The sequence below is a fragment of the Nostoc sp. genome (assembly GCF_036917275.1).
Taxonomy (GTDB): domain Bacteria; phylum Cyanobacteriota; class Cyanobacteriia; order Cyanobacteriales; family Nostocaceae; genus Nostoc.
The window spans coordinates 230,697-246,292 of record NZ_JBALDF010000056.1; the positions used below are offsets into that span (position 1 = coordinate 230,697).

The following is a 15,596-nucleotide window of genomic DNA, read 5'->3' on the forward strand; positions in this document are numbered from 1 at the left end:
AATAGCACGAATACTTGATAAAATTCCGCTAATAATTTCTCGCCTAACACTTCAATCTGCTCAAAACCAGGATACATGGTTTATTGAGTATTACCAATAGGAGAATTAAGTTTAAGTTTAATGTTTGTACCTTTTTTGAGAGCAACTTCTCCACCAGGGCTAGATAAAACAAAAGCAGCCGCAGCTGTACCACCTGCTAGTCCACCATGCTTGAATTTAGCTTGATTACCAAGAAAATGTCCGGCAACTGTACCGCCTAAAACAATGCCTGCATTTTGAATGAACTTACCTTTGGTTTTTGTTTCTAAGAGAGTATTTGTTAAAGTAGCATCAATGGGATAAGATGCTCCATTTTTTAGCGAAATATCATCAAAAACCAAATGTAAACTCGCTTTTTTACCTTTGGCAGCTTTGACTACATCTTCCAGATGTCCTTGAATTTGACCATCTTTAAGAACTTGATCTCCTCCTTTCAAAGAATTTTTAATTTGTAATATAAAGTTGTCATTATTTTGATTTTTTCCTGTAGATATATTTTCTTGAAGAACAGTATCAAAACTTGTTCCTGTTGGTACGGATATTTGATTGTTAGACTGACTAGATTTACTATCAGTTATTGTAGTTTTGTTATTAGTAGGAGTGCTGTTAGTCTGGCTACTAGTTTTATTACAGGCGACTATGCTACTCAAGAGAATAGCACTCACTAATAGTGAAAAAATTTTTTTCATGGCGACGATATTGATGAAATGAATAATAACAAAACAATCTTTTCAGAAAAACGAAAAATACATTAGCTAAAACTTTGTAATCAAAATCTGCTTACTTTCTAGTGCATGACTATCGTCGAGACTTATGATCATTCCTTTCTATTCATATAGCAATCAAAAATCAAACGCGCAGAAGATATTAAGAGAAAAATCTTGATTTTACAAACATTCCAACCCTAATTCCTGATCGTGGATCATTTAAAACTGCTATAGTTTCTGAAATTTTTCATTGCTGAGTAACGGGAGAATATAGTTAAGCCTCTCAAAAGAGAGGCTTAACCATGAACTTGTAAAACCTTTAACCAAATAAGCTAAAACCTGATACAGCCAAAGCTCCGGCTATTGCTGAAGCCGTCAAAGAAACAAAAGCTGTGTTAAATAACCACCAAGCAGCACCTGCAACAGTTTTTTTGGTTTCAACAGCTTGCTTTTGTGCTTGCTCTTTGATTGCATTCAGGCGTTTTTGAGTTTCTTTCTGGATGCGTTCGGCTCGATGCAGTACGCTATCCCGTGTAGCTTCAATTTGATCGATGATCTTGTTAGCTTGCGCCTCGGAAATATCCTCACGCGAACTGAGGACAGCAACTAGAGTATCACGGTCAAATTGACCAAGGCGATCGCGCAAAGCCTCAAATCCAGATTGCGGGTCATCAAACAATTGAGCAAAATCTTGCTGGATGCCTTCATAATTAAGTTCGGGACGATCAAGTGAGTTGAGAGAATTGCGAATGTTCTCAAAAACACCATCAAGCACCGATTGCACTTTTTGCTGAATCTGTTGATATTGTTCCACAATCGAGTTACGCACAGAATCGATTTGATCCACAATCCGGTTAGCTTCTTCTTCTGAAATATCCTCACGTTGAGACAGCAAAGCCACGATTGTAGAACGGTCGAATTTGGAAACACGCTCACTTAAAGAAGACACTCCGGCACTAGGAGAAGATAGCAGCAATTGCAAATCACGTTTAATACTATCAGGGTTGAGTTCTTCTTTATTAGTATTACGCAGATAGTTTTCCAGATTAGCTTCAAACTCCTGCGCTTTTTGAGTAGCACGGTTTGCCAAGCGTTGCGGTGCTTTGACAATGTTATTAATGGCTTGTTGTGTTGAGTCGATAGTACGATTTACTTGCTCTTCGCTCAAGTCCCCGCGTTGCGTCAGCAGCTTAACTAAAGTTTCGCGATCTACTTGTGAAAGCCTCTCTCTGAGTGCATCAGCACCTTCTTTAGGGTCAGCCAGTAATTTTTGCAAGTCTTGTTGAATACCTTCTGGGTTGAGTTCTTCCAGATTGGTATTGCGGAGATATTCACTAATCTCACTTGTAGTTTTCTCATACTGCTGTTTCGCTGTCTCGGCTGCTTTTTGCGGAGCTTGCAAAACGCTATCTTTTACTGTAAGCAACTGGTCAATAGTTTGGTTTACCTGCTCCTCGCTCAAATCTTGCCGCTGACTTAGCAATTTAACTAAAGTATCGCGGTCAAATTCTGATAATCTTCCTTTTAAAGCGGAAAGTCCTGCTTGTGGATCTTCTAACAAAGTGCCAAAATCGCGCTTGATACCTTCAGGATTGAGTTCTTCTTTGTTGGTATTTCGCAGATATTCTTCTACGCTTTGCCGCACTTCATCAGCTTTAGCTTTAGCTTGGTCTTGCAGTTCTTTTGCTCGACCTAAGACATTATCGCGTGTACGCTCAAATTGACCAACAATATTATTAGCTTCCTCTTCTGAGATATCTTCGCGGTTAGCCAGTAGCTTAACTAAAGTATCGCGATCGATTTCCGAAACTCTTTGAGTTAAATCTTCAATGCCCGCTTCTGGATCTTCCAGCAACTTTGTCAAGTCTCGCTCAATACCTTCAGGGTTGAGTTCGTCCTTCTCAGTTGAACGCAGGTAATCTTCTAGACGGGTGCGAAGATTTTGCGATTTTTCTGTTGTATCTGCCTGCTTGACAGTTTCTAAAACTTCCGTGCGAATGCTTTCCATCTGCTCGGAAATTTCTTTGACTGTGGCTTCGCTGATGTCTTCCCGTTGCTTGAGTAAGTTAGCGAAATACTCTAAGTTTAATTCCTCTAATTGCCGTCTTACAGTTCCTGGGTTAGCATTTTGATCGTAGATGACTTCTTTAAATTCATCTTGAATTGTAATCCGGTTAAAGTGCCAAGGAAAAGAATTCAAGATGTATTCTTCAATATCTGCCTTGACAGTGTTATTCGGAAGTTCAGGCAATTTTTGACCTACAGAACTACCAAGTTTATTAACTTGCTGGGTTGCTTGGTCTTTAAATTGTTGCAACTGCTGTGTAATTTTCTCGATATCAACTTGTTGAACTTTTCCAGACAATTGTTGTAGCTGTTTGGTAATTTTTTCTACATCTATTTGTGAAAAGTCTACCCCTTTCAACACTCCTGGTAAAGCCGCTCCTAAGCCAACTTTAATAGCTTGCTTAATTATTCCATTACCTAGCTGACCATTGACACCAACAACTGTTGTTAATTGCTGAAGTTTCTCACTTAATTGATCAGGTTGCAGCTGTTCTGGAGTGGCTTGTTGGAGTAAATTAATTATTTGGTCGGTGGGATTTTGATTTTGAGTAACTTGGTTCCAAGCACCTTGCAATTGGTCTGCAATTCCATTGACATCTGATTTGGATAAATCTGTCCGAGAGCTAATTAAATCGACAAAAGTCTGGCGATTAACATTTTTTAGTAAATCACTATCAGCAATCGATTGTAAGTCTCCCTCTTTAAGCAGTTGATCAAATTGAGAGCGAATTTGTTTGGTATCGAGTTGCGGTAACTTTACAGTAGCTAAAGAACTTTGTAATGTATTTTTGATACTATCTGGGTTAAAACCAGATGTGAGTTCCCGACGGACGGCGGCGGTAATTTCTTCAGCTGTAGAAACCATTTGATTTTTAGCAGCATTAGCACCCAAAGCTGTAGTTGCTACACCTGTAATTCCTTGCAAACCGCTAGTAACAGTGTTAACGACAGAACCAATTAAGGAGCCGACTGCACTGGAACCTACCCAAACGATCAGTGAGAAATAGGCAGACCAGATAACTACACCAATAATTGCTCCTAAAAGCGCACTTTCAATTAAGCTGAGTTTTACCGCTAAGAAGCTAGCACTGAATAATGCAATAGTTACGGTAACAAGTGCCCACAGACCGGCAGCTGTTTCAACTTTGCGAATTGTACCACCCAAGCTTTCAGATTCATCAGAATTTGAGCTACCACCTAAAGCGGAAATTCCTACAGCTATTGAGAAGTTTGTTAATAGTAATTGAAAGGCAAATGCCATCAATACACCAGCAAGTAATGCTACCAAAAATTTCGGGCCAGAAAAAACAAGTGATGCTGTTTCTGGTGTTAGAACATCACTTCCGACCGGAATTTGTGCTATTCCTTGGAAATTCTCCAATTTCAATGCAGTAATCACACTATGAAACATCAGATTTTTCTCACTTAGAGCTTTGTTTACAATCTGTGCTAACAAACTATTATATTCCTAAATAAAAGTTACTTAAATTAGTGTTAAGTTTCTCTCAAAACTGGAATACAAAGAGCTTAAGCAAGACAATTCCCCAAAGTAAGCATAACTTTTTGGGGATTGTCTTTAATCTTTTGAGCATCCATCTGTGGATATATTTACCTAAGACGATCGCTTATTTACGACCACCAAACCATTTAGCTGCGATCGCTCCTAAAGCTGCTCCAACAACTGGATTACTGAGAAACTTAATCAGCGCTGGTTGTTCAGCCATCACTTCTCGGAAGATGTCAGGATGGTTGTGATAAGTGAAAGATGCCAGTTTGCTTAGGTCATCTGCATTTATGTGCTTAGGATTATGGGAAGAAAGTCCCAAGTCTTTCTCTAGATGGCGCTCATCTAAACCTCTTTGCTTTAAGTGCTTGAAAAATGATCCTGCCACATCATCCCGCTCGTTAGGTTTAATCTGAGCGATCGCCTTCTGCAATTCTGGCTCCATCTGAGTAGGAGGAATGCTGTCATGGTTGAAAGACCGACCAAATAATTGACGACGTTCTTCGTGGGATGAGCGTTGAGCAAAATCGTCAAAATTTTGGTATTCCTTGCTTGGGTCAGATGAAATATCATCTAAAGATTCTGTATTTCCATGCGCTAAGTCATTCAGAATTTCGCGTTTATATTTGTCGCTGCTGCTCATTTTAATTTTCTCCTTTTTTAGTTCAAATCAACGTAACTCAGCTTTTTTACTTCGGAAAATTGAGTTAATTATTTATACTCAATTTGAGATGATTGCACATCATAAAGACCTGTCAAAATCAGTTTTTTGTCTGGTGCATACATCAAAACCGTTAAGTCTTGATTAGGGAAGTTTTTGTGGAAACCTTGGAGTAAGGATTTTGCTAATGGTCGCACTTCTGTCGGACGAACTTGAGGCGTAATCACGACACCTAACTTGTTGTTATCACGGACATAAGCATCTTGGACAATTCCCTTTGCTGTACCGATAACCCAGTTACCAAAATCTTGACCTTGTACGCTGTTACCACGCTCTAACAAGGCATAGTCACCACTACGACTGATTTCGGGTGCTAATTGGGTTGGTTGTTTAGCTTGAACCGTACCACTACAAGCGGCAGTTGTTGTTAGTACTAAAGCCAAGACTAAAGCCATTAAAATTTGGCGAAACTGTTGAATCATATTCACACTTGTCTCCTAAAAAAATAAGTTGGAAGTTCTACAATCCCAGGCTATAGCAATCCTATTTGAGTTATGAAAATTCTCGTATAGAAGAACGCCAAGAAAATAAACAGAAAAGTTCATAAATCATTTAAAACTGCTATAGAGGTTTGAGTAATTGCTTAAATAAGCTCTAGCCTAAGATGCAACATACATGGCATGAATTTTAAGTAGATGTTCAAGCACTTTTGTAATTTGTATCTATCCAACATTGTGGCAAGCTCTCACCAGAAGGAAAATTTAATTTGCGTTTCTCAAAAGATTCTGGGTCTTGTTCTTCTTCTCCCACTTGATATTGGCCTTTAACAGTAGTTTCTTTCGGGCTAAACAGCGCCTCAATGTCGAGAATTTCTACTAAATTGCCGCTTTCTTTTTCTTGTAGTAACATAGCAAAACTTAAGTTTGAGGTTTGAGGTTTAACTTACTCATGCATTCTTTTTAATAGTGTTAGCCCAACAGCATAAGGTCTACCACACAAGAGTGCAGCAAGCGTCAGAAAGGACGTGCGGACAAGTTCAGCCAACGCAGCCTTGAAACTTTCTGGTTTGAAGAAGTCTCTCCTGTGGCTAAATCGGTAGATTAAATCTAATTGGGGATCTCTACAACTGTTGCGAACGCATACAGAAAGCAAATACATTTGCTCGATCACAAAAATGCCAAAAACCCTTGAAGAGATTCCAGACTAAGCCTAAAATCTCTGTACTGTCTGACAAGGGATGAAGGCTAAAAGCAGTCTTCTTAAATACGGTCTTTGGGTAACTTACCAGTTTTTTCCTCAATATTACGACCCTCAGCATCAACGTCTAACTCTTCACGTCGAATGGTCTCTTGAACTTCAACGGTTTCTTTGTCTACAACTTTTTGGACTCTGACTTCTTCGCGCACAAAAGCTTCTTTCTGGACATCAGCAACTTCTTCATAGAGTTCTATACGTGCTACCTCGCCCTCACCGAAGTTAGCTGTTTCACCAGACACAACTTTGCCTGCATCTTGAGGAGTAACTCGCTCAATTACAACTCGTTCTCTTTCCACTGGAACAGAAACTCTTACAGTTTCTGTTTCAACATGCTTGCCAATTGTCACTTCTCCAGTTTTACGGCGCTGTTTGTTGGCAACCAGCCTTTCTTCGTAGAGTTTGAAGGTTTGGTCTTCATGAGTATTGACATCATATAGATCCGCGTCGTTTGCATATGTGTAGTTGTTGCGATCATAAGTGGGAGCAGTACGACCATCTGTCGATGCTACCGCAGCTGAACTTCCTCCAGACGGTGTACGATATCCTCCACGCACCCGTTCTTCATAGTCGTAATCAAGCGCTGTGTGTTCTTGATATTCAGGCAAATTTTCCGCTTGCTCTTTTGTGATACCAACGGCATATACACGGTTTGCTCTAGAGTCAATACGTGATTTCCCTACTGGTAGTAATACTTTCTTGCCAAAAATCCAAAGGCCTAAGTCAACAATTAAATAGCGGAACGCTCCTTGTTCGTCTACTACAGCATCACTTACCGTGCCAATCTTCTCATCAGTTCCTTGAACATACACATCCATTCCTTTGATGTCGTTACCTTGAATGGCATCCCGGTAGTCTGTATCAAATTCACTTATTTTTTGGAGGGGCATTATTCTATTCCTTAAAAACGTACTTTTTCTTTTTTATAATTTAGCACATTCAATTTAGATAAATCTTCTTTCCGAAGATTGAGTTAAATCATGTGAGCTTTAATAAAAAGTAGTAATTCAATCTAGTTTTACTTGCATTATGAAGAAGTCTTATTTCAATAGATTGACTTTTGTGACTCTGATGATGAAATCAATTATAACCAAATTTTTTCTGAAAGCAGTCTGGTAGGACTTTTCAGCCGGAAATTTAACCCCGCATGAAAATAAGCCACTTAACAAAGTCGGGTTTAAACCTTGTTCACGACTGTCGCACTAGGAAACTCTATAAGGTAGTATTCATAAACCAGGACACCTCTCTTGTTAATATTTTGTGACTAGGTTCTAGCATTTTTGTGACTAGTTTCTAGCCTAAAATGTCAGTTTATAACTTAGCCAAATTCATATATATTTAGAACTTTTAGCTATTTAAATTTCTTAAAGCCTTACATTTTAATCAAATATCCTGATATTTTTTTAGCCCTTATTGTTTGAGTTGAAACCCTGGTCTACCTCTAGAGAAAAAAACTTCCTCCAAGAGATTGATGATAAACTAATATGAAAATGCCTTAATATTATTAAACCCCTAATAGATTAAGCGATCGCTTCAATAAAAATGAGTACTTAGTAACAATTAAGATATTTGTACTGTGAGCAGGCGTGCGGAAGTGATTCTCAAACAGCGAGGAATTGAGGATTTTATTATTGATGCCTCCGCAGGTGACAACTGAGGAGTTCGTTAAACAGTGAGTTTTGATAACAACAGTGAAGATTCTGCTGTTATCATTATTGACTGCCGCTATGAAACTGTTGAACTCACTGTATAGAGTTGAAAGTTCATAACTAAGGAAATATGAGGCGTTAAAAATGTAGTTGTTAAAGCAACTGTTGCCAAAGTTGATAGCAACAAAGCCTAAATCAAAAAACTGTTCTCATTGTAGAAAATTAGGAGATAATTATGGAAAATGAATTAGAGCAACAGCAATACGTCGATACTGCCTCCCAAAACCGGATAGAAGTACTTAAAGGTTCAGAGGCTGGAAACTTGCCAATGTTACCGCCTGCCTCGGAACCTGAAGAACAATGGCAAAGAATTGGTAGACAGATTTCTACATTTTTGGCACAACTACCTGAGTATATAGGTAGTTTCTACCAAGAATACAAACTACCAATTATCAGCTTTGCTTTGCTTGTAATAACGGTTACGGCACTGAGAATATTTCTAGCAGTACTGAATGCAATCAATGGTATTCCATTAGTTTCTCCCATTCTACAGTTCATTGGACTGGGTTACACAATTTGGTTTACTTTTCGCTATCTGCTCAAAGATTCCACTCGGCAAGAATTAGCAGAAGAAATTCGTTTGCTTAAAAAGCAAATTCTAGGCAGACAAGAATCCCAGACTTAGAGCTAACTACACTATAGTGGCGAATGAAAAAGTTTGTTTTTCGTCATATATAGCAAGTCTAAATTATTCGTGAAAAGTTAGATACCCGACTTATTTTAGAAGTCGGGTATCTGGACACCGAAAATTTTCACAAATCAGATAGGACTGCCAGATATATATATTGAAATACTTGTGAGTAAGTAAAAAGCCGAGTTTTACTTGATCATTGTACAGATATATAGGGGTGTGCGTTAAACTAAGTCGCGCCATAATCAGGACGAGCGCTAATTAAAATGGCTTAGGGAAATCAAAATAATCAAATGCCCATATTTTTGTGGAATTTATTTATTTTTAAAGAATAAACTGAGCGATCGCATATGGCCAGAGATAGATATGTACGTCAAATTAATAAAGATGTAAACAATTTTATCTGATTTTTACAGCAAGCTTGGCAATAAAAAAACAATAATAAATAAGAGGAAAAAAATGCCTAGACTCGTAGGACAGCGCTCTAATACTGGAGCAAACATCACCGTTCTCATCATCCTTGTCGCCATTTTTGGGGTATTTATGGAATACTTTGGCGTTATTGACATCGTTCCCGGTTTTGGCAGAGAGGGACGATATTTTCAGCTAAAAATTCAGCCAACTAACGAACAAGTAACTAAATAACCCAATCAATAATAACTGCGAGGGATAGATAAATGCGTAAAGGTAGTGATGTGATCGATAAAGTAGTCGTCACCTCTGACAAGGGTCAGAAAATTCAGCGAATTCTAGATTTAATTTTTGATCACAAACGCAATCAATTTTTGGGTTTCCTGGTTGAAGAGAAGGGACTGTTTCGGGATGCAAAAGTTATTCCCTTAGAAGAGGTGCTAGCGATCGGGTCAGATGCGATCATAGTTAAATCGAAAGAATCTGTTGTTAAGGCACATCGTGTGTCTGCAATTAAAGAGATTCTGCACCAGAATATCGTACTAAGAGGAACGAGAATTCTGACCACTGAGGGACTTTACCTTGGTGGACTGGTGGATTTGTTCTTTGATGAACATAGTGGACTGGTGGAAGGATACGAAGTTTCTGGCGGTGTATTTGCCGATGCTTACTCCGGGCGATCGTTCGTTCCTGCTCCCGAAGCACTGATAATTGGTGACGATGTTGCCTTTGTGCCTCCAGAAACTGCTCAGATGATGGAAGAACAGGTCGGTGGTATCCGGGGAGCCGTCCAAGCAACTGAAGACAGGTTGCAAGAATCGGCTCAAACGGCTAACCGCAGGCTACAGTCAGCCAGCCAGAATGCAGGTGAGCAACTGCAAAGCTCAGTAGAGAAAGTGAACCGCAGGCTACAGTCAGCCAGCCAGAATGCAGGTGAGCAACTGCAAAACTCAGTAGAGAACGTGAACCGCAGGCTACAATCAGCCAGCCAGAATGCAGGTGAGCAACTACAAGCCGCAACTGATGCTACTAGCAGCAGACTGCAAGACCTGAATCGAGATGCAGCTGCCTCCCTGACAAACAATTTGGTTGACCCTGCCGAGCAAAAAGTATATGTGATTGGCAAACATGTTGAGCGAGATGTGCTAACTCCAGACGGTAGTGTACTGCTACTAGAGGGGCAGTCAGTCACGCTAGTCGATGCAGAAGCGGCCGAGCGCTTAGATATCCTCGATGAACTCTATCGAGCCACGGGTGGCAGTCTAACTGTAAACATCACCCGCAATTTGCAAGCAGCAACAGAATCTACTAGCAATCGAATTAGGAGCGCAACGATAAGCAGTGCTGCTAACCTACGTCACTCTGTTAATGGGCTGGCAGCCCAGGCGATCCAGCAGGTAAGAGGGCGCAGAGTCCTGCAAACGGTGCGTGCTGACGATGGCTTAATTATTGCGGCATCTGGGCAGATTGTAACTGAATCCGTTCTTGCTCGTGCCCAGATTTACGGCAAACAAGCAGAATTACTCAACGCTGCTGGTCTGGTGGCAACCGCAGTTCGTTCTACCACAAGTGACACATGGTTAGAAACCAAAGTTCAACTGCGCCAGGGGGCAAGTGTCGCTCAAGAGAACCTCAACACTTTCTGGCAAGCCTTGAAACAGAAGGCAGAAATGCTACAAAGACGCAGCACACGGGCGATGAGGAAGCAACGAATTGAACTTGCACTGGGTCGTCCTGTTACCCGCGTCATTCTTGATCCAGAAGACAACGTGATTCTGAATGTGGGTGAATTGATTACACATTATGCTGTGCGTCAGGCTGAAGAAGGTGGAGTCCTGAATATCTTACTGAGTTCGGTCTATATTAAAGAGCCAGAAATATCTGATCAAGAGCTACGTGCCCAAGAACATGGAATGGCGGCCCTATCGCATCACGATAATGGGCGATCGCAACTTGAAGCCAAATCAATCACAGTCAACTAATGCCCGACTTTAATGCCTTTAGGCATTTTTTTGGTGTCTTGTACTTTATCCAGTTCAATTGCTGCTGCCGTTATCGCGTTTATTTGCGGTAATAGACATCATCTAGAGTGCGCTTTTTGTCAAACATGGGCAATTTTCGGGAATACTTTGTCGTTGCCCAAGACAATAACGCGACAACATCGGCCTTGTGCTTCCTCTGCCTCTTTTTTTGACGAAGGTATTGATCGTGAATCGTTACTCATTAGCAAAACGATGTTTGGCGGAAGCTCTAGGTACAGCTTGGTTGGTTCTGATGGGCGTGGGTACTGCTGTGATCTCTGGTGCAGTACCTTGGGTTGGAGTTACTGGAGTGGCGATCGCTTTTGGCTTAAGTTTGTTGACTGCTGCTTATACTTTTGGTTCTATTAGCGGCTGTCACATCAACCCCGCAGTCACAATTGGTTTTTGGGTAGCCAAGCAGTTTTCTTCCAAAGACGTTTTACCCTATATAGGGAGTCAGATTCTCGGCGGAATTTGGGGAAGTACTATCCTGTTTTTGATTTGCATGGGGAAGCCTGAGTTTACAACAGCTAACTTTGGTTCTAATGGGGTGGGAATTCACTCCCCTGGTAACTATAGCTGGTGGGCTTGTGCATTAGCCGAATTCATTGTTACCTGTGGTTTTGTGCTGCTGATCTTGAGCGTTACATCTTCTCGCGCTCTCAAGCTGTCTGCACCCATCCCCATCGGTTTGGGGCTGACCTTGGCGCATCTGATCCTGATTCCGGTGACAAATGCCAGCGTCAATCCGGTGCGATCGCTAGCCACAGCTATCTTTACTCGCGATTGGGCATTGGCTGACCTTTGGATTTTCATCGTGTTCCCAATTTTCGGTGGAGTTTTGGCGGGTATGGTTGCCCGATGGTTGCAAAAACCGGACATCTAAGCTATTTACCAGTAAATAAATTTCCAGCCTACCCTTCGGTATTTATTTAACTTTCATTTATTGTTTTTTTTCAATCTCTATAATGCGCTTTTATTAGGTCGGGCAAAACACGAGCGATCGGCGATCGCTAATACTGGTAATAAAAGCAACTTTTATTCTACTTGTGTAATTATTCCCCACCATAATTTATCTTCTTGAAATATCTCAAGAAGATTTGGTTAAATAATTTGATGCTTATGCTCTCGTTGCTGTCTGCATCAATCATTTAGTAAGGAAGTATTTATTAATACAACAAATTAGGAAAATAGCCACTGGAAGTATAAAATTCATCCAATTATTCAATATTAGTTGAAATCAATACCTGTTAAGGTGTAATCCCAGTGTGTTGAACAACTTAGGCAAGTCCTTCTGAGAAACCTTGCGTGTACCTGTCTCGACTGCATCAACCCAGGAAACGCTTTTCCCCATCGTTGTAGCGAAAAATGCCCTAGACCAGCCTTTTGCTTTTCTAGCTTCTCTAATCACATTACCTGATATAGGCTGGATATTGTTTACACTTAGCTGATTTGAGTCCAGAGTCAAGCGTTCCTGTACTTCTACTGGTGGATGAAAACGCCATTTAGAATTTAGTATTTCACTCCAGTAACCTATAGGTCTTTTAGTGCTTTTGCTGCTTGTTAACCAAGCTGGGCCTGTTTCAAGTTCTGCTTGCCATCCTGCTTCTTTTACAACTTTCAAGTCAGTTTCAAAGTCATCAGCCATTTGCCGTCTGAGCTGTCTGTCTTGCTCTGCTATTGACACTTTGTCTGCACTGTAAGCAATCTCCATCAAAGTCTTGCCCATTACACAATCCTGGAATTCCGGCTGGATTTGGAAGGTTAGCCAAACTAATATTCTAGCCGCGCCAGCATTTTGTTTCCCAATGCTAAATAGTTTCTGTACGGTTTTCTTGGTAATAATTCCAGTCTGGTAGTGATATTTTGATTTATTGAGGAAGTATTTTGTCCATACTCCAGCTTGACCTATCACCTTTAAACCCACTAGCTTGTTATTGCCAGCTTTATCTGTTTCAAAATCTCGTATTATGCTAACGTCCCAAATCTTTAAATCAGCAACAGTAAAAGCTCCTACTTTCCCTTGTTTAGGCCATGCGATACAGGCTAGTACCTGAGCAGGTTGTCGTAACAAATGGTACAAAATACTCAATTTTTCATGTTTGCATAAGTCCCTGCGTTTGACAAGCCCTGTGTATTCAAGTAGTTGCCTATCATCTATAATAAAATTGCCTGACCAAGGTTTATCTAAGCTGGCTACTAAAGCACAGTAAATTAGGTGAATTGCACAGGCCCTTGGGTCAAATTGATCTATAACAACTAAAGCAGCCTCTTCGGCCAGAGTTTCTGGTTGTGAGGTTTCGGGATTATCTGTTACATAGTAAAAGATTTTTCCTTTTCCACTTTCAACTTCTTTTTCATAGCTGAAAGTACTACTTGTTTCAGTTTTCCATGATAGATTCATTTTTTGAGATAATACTTCAGCAACTCCATGCAAAACTAACGACAACGCAGCAATACTAGTTTGATCAGGAAATAAGGAAGCTTTTTTGAATTGTCTGGGTTTAGCTGGATACTGCTTATTTAATAGTAACTTTTGCTCATCTTTCTTAAAGGATGTCTGAAAATTAATTTGCTTTTCTAATTTAGCAGTCTGGTCTTCTACAATTTCTTCACCTTCAGCAACATTGGTTTCGTTTGGATTTTGATTACGGGAAAAGGTAATTCCTATTACCTGCTGAATTAGATGCGAAAATTTTTTATGTAACGTTTTTGCTAACTCTTTCATTTCTCTAAAAATACACTGCTCACGTAGGTAAAAATGGTAGACAATAACTGTGAAAAGTGTTGGAATATAAGTTCATCCAGCAGTGGCACGCCCCAGTAGGATTAGTTATATGATGTCCAGTTTGGAGTGGGGACTGAAGTCCTCAAATCGAGGATTAAAGTCCTGACTACGAGCACAAGTCTTATTCTCACCTAATACGGCAAAGTGCGTAGGCGTAGCCCGCCGCAGGCATCGCTCAGTTTGGAGTGGAGACTGAAGTCCTCAAATCGAGGATTAAAGTCCTGACTACGAGCACAAGTCTATTCTCACCTAATACGGCAAAGTGCGTAGGCGTAGCCCGCCGCAGGCATCGCTCAATAAGAAACCTTGCAGTATAGAAACATTAGACTACAACGTTTTCACCAATAATCTTAAAGAATATTTTATAAATATTTCAAGCTGACATCGAGTGTCAGCAACTCTTGTTTTGGGCGCAGTAGTTTGAATAAAAATCCCTGCCACAGTGGACAAGGATAGTAATTTTTAGCTAAAGCTTGTGTGCTAACTAACAAAATCTTTATGGGCAGCGACAAGCATCTGAGCCTGCCTTAAAACGTTTCCAAATAAATAAATAGGAATCTGCCAAGCAGCAACAGTAACTTCTTTAACTATATCCTGTACACTAATTGCTATTAATTCATGCTCTAGTGGCTCTCCTTCAACTGTACCAGACCAAGTAAAAGCTAATAAGAAATCATCGTCTCCAGGCAAGGAGCCAATCAAACATTCTCCTGGTGTGGGCTGGCAAATAATTCCATGATCATTTGCAAGTTCTACTAGTCTTTGAAAGTTGGTTAAGTTCTTCATCTGTCTTTTGGATGTAATTTAATCTCAGCTTGAGAAGAAATCATATTCTTACCTCCATAACTCAAGTTAGTTGCTCTATCCCATAAATTACGAATTATTAATTATTTGGTCAGAGTTAGGAGTTATTAGAGTCGGATCAGGCTTAAGTTCAAAATCTTACCGCGATCGCCTGGTTCTATCAGCAACAATTGCTACTGTTTTAAAAAAACCTAGACTACCTACTTTTTCAGTTGACCGTATTTACATACACCTCCCTTCGTTACTATTTCAATATTGATGCCCTAATCTCACCCAGGCTGACGGAGTGCATTGAGAAATGCATAAACGCCTAGCGGTGAGGGAGTCGCAGTCTTCTGTCCTCCCACGGTATAAGACTCAATTCGGGCAGCTAAATTAACATGACTGCTAATAACTGTATTAGGACTTACGCAAAAATTGCCAAAAAGCTTAATTTGTCGAACCGCCAAGACGCCAAGAGCGCCGAGAATTCGTAGAGTGTGCGTAAGTCCTATGTATATTGAGCGCGTTTTTGAGAACTAACATTTTCCAGCACAACCTCGCGTGTATTGATTCCAATTCCCATTTTGAGGATTGGGAAATTCATTTGCTGATGAAAGTTTGTTCACTTGCTGCATTGACAATTGCATAGTAATAGCACAGGTGATCACTCGTTTAAAATCATCTTTGCGACTAATTGGCGTACCAAATATCACAAAAATACCATTAGTGATAAACTTATTAATCGTGCCTTTATACTGGTTTATCACATTTGTCATTGTTCCCAGATAAAGATTCAAAATCTTTACTACTTCTTCAAGTAGCAATTGTTCGGAAATAGCCGAAAATCCTCTTAAACAAGTTTTCAATGCGTAAGTCTTGAAAATATAGGAATGGTTTAATCTATTTCATATTGATAATGCCTGGGTTATAGATTAGTCAGGTGAATAAAATCAAATATTCCCAAAAGCAAGATCAGATTTTACTTTTTAACTAGGAACTATTGGGCATGGGGCATTGG

Annotated in this window: 12 protein-coding genes and 1 pseudogene; 4 read left to right on the forward strand and 9 right to left on the reverse strand. The window is 40.0% G+C overall.

Annotation, left to right across the window (positions count from 1 at the left end):
* Positions 1–80 precede the first annotated feature (80 nt).
* From V7K35_RS21715 to V7K35_RS21740, 6 genes are all read right to left on the reverse strand, one after another.
* Complete coding sequence (locus V7K35_RS21715; RefSeq protein ID WP_335081499.1) at positions 81–728, reverse strand: hypothetical protein; 648 nt, start codon at positions 726–728, stop codon at positions 81–83.
* 337 nt (positions 729–1,065) lie between these two features.
* A complete protein-coding gene (locus V7K35_RS21720; RefSeq protein WP_335081501.1) occupies positions 1,066–4,224 on the reverse strand; it encodes an MFS transporter in 3,159 nt (1,052 codons plus the stop codon).
* Between the two features lie 214 nt (positions 4,225–4,438).
* Positions 4,439–4,960, reverse strand: a complete 522-nt coding sequence (locus V7K35_RS21725) for a hypothetical protein (RefSeq protein ID WP_335081503.1) — start codon at positions 4,958–4,960, stop codon at positions 4,439–4,441.
* Positions 4,961–5,028: 68 nt separating this feature from the next.
* A complete protein-coding gene (locus V7K35_RS21730; protein ID WP_335081505.1) occupies positions 5,029–5,466 on the reverse strand; it encodes a hypothetical protein in 438 nt (145 codons plus the stop codon).
* A 211-nt stretch (positions 5,467–5,677) separates the two neighbouring features.
* A complete protein-coding gene (locus V7K35_RS21735) occupies positions 5,678–5,887 on the reverse strand; it encodes an acetyltransferase (protein ID WP_335081507.1) in 210 nt (69 codons plus the stop codon).
* Between the two features lie 350 nt (positions 5,888–6,237).
* Positions 6,238–7,122 carry a DUF2382 domain-containing protein gene (locus V7K35_RS21740; protein ID WP_335081509.1) on the reverse strand — a complete coding sequence of 295 codons (885 nt, stop codon included), beginning with the start codon at positions 7,120–7,122 and terminating at the stop codon, positions 6,238–6,240.
* A gap of 994 nt (positions 7,123–8,116) precedes the next feature.
* Here V7K35_RS21740 and V7K35_RS21745 point away from each other — a divergent pair.
* From V7K35_RS21745 to aqpZ, 4 genes are all read left to right on the forward strand, one after another.
* On the forward strand, positions 8,117–8,566 hold the full coding sequence (locus V7K35_RS21745; RefSeq protein WP_334796764.1) for a CAAD domain-containing protein: 450 nt from the start codon (positions 8,117–8,119) through the stop codon (positions 8,564–8,566).
* 465 nt (positions 8,567–9,031) lie between these two features.
* Complete coding sequence (locus tag V7K35_RS21750) at positions 9,032–9,217, forward strand: hypothetical protein (protein WP_298906380.1); 186 nt, start codon at positions 9,032–9,034, stop codon at positions 9,215–9,217.
* 32 nt (positions 9,218–9,249) lie between these two features.
* Positions 9,250–10,965, forward strand: a complete 1,716-nt coding sequence (locus tag V7K35_RS21755) for a PRC-barrel domain-containing protein (protein WP_335081511.1) — start codon at positions 9,250–9,252, stop codon at positions 10,963–10,965.
* A 226-nt stretch (positions 10,966–11,191) separates the two neighbouring features.
* Entirely contained in the window at positions 11,192–11,890 is a 699-nt protein-coding gene (aqpZ, locus tag V7K35_RS21760) for an aquaporin Z (RefSeq protein ID WP_334969495.1), read from the forward strand.
* 354 nt (positions 11,891–12,244) lie between these two features.
* Here aqpZ and V7K35_RS21765 read toward each other — a convergent pair whose 3' ends face one another.
* From V7K35_RS21765 to V7K35_RS21775, 3 genes and pseudogenes are all read right to left on the reverse strand, one after another.
* A complete protein-coding gene (locus tag V7K35_RS21765) occupies positions 12,245–13,732 on the reverse strand; it encodes a helix-turn-helix domain-containing protein (protein WP_335081514.1) in 1,488 nt (495 codons plus the stop codon).
* 540 nt (positions 13,733–14,272) lie between these two features.
* Positions 14,273–14,578 (reverse strand): hypothetical protein, encoded by a 306-nt coding sequence (locus tag V7K35_RS21770; RefSeq protein ID WP_335081517.1) that lies wholly within the window; start codon positions 14,576–14,578, stop codon positions 14,273–14,275.
* Positions 14,579–14,931: 353 nt separating this feature from the next.
* Positions 14,932–15,456, reverse strand: a pseudogene (locus V7K35_RS21775) (adenylate/guanylate cyclase domain-containing protein); the annotation flags it as partial.
* Positions 15,457–15,596: the final 140 nt, after the last annotated feature.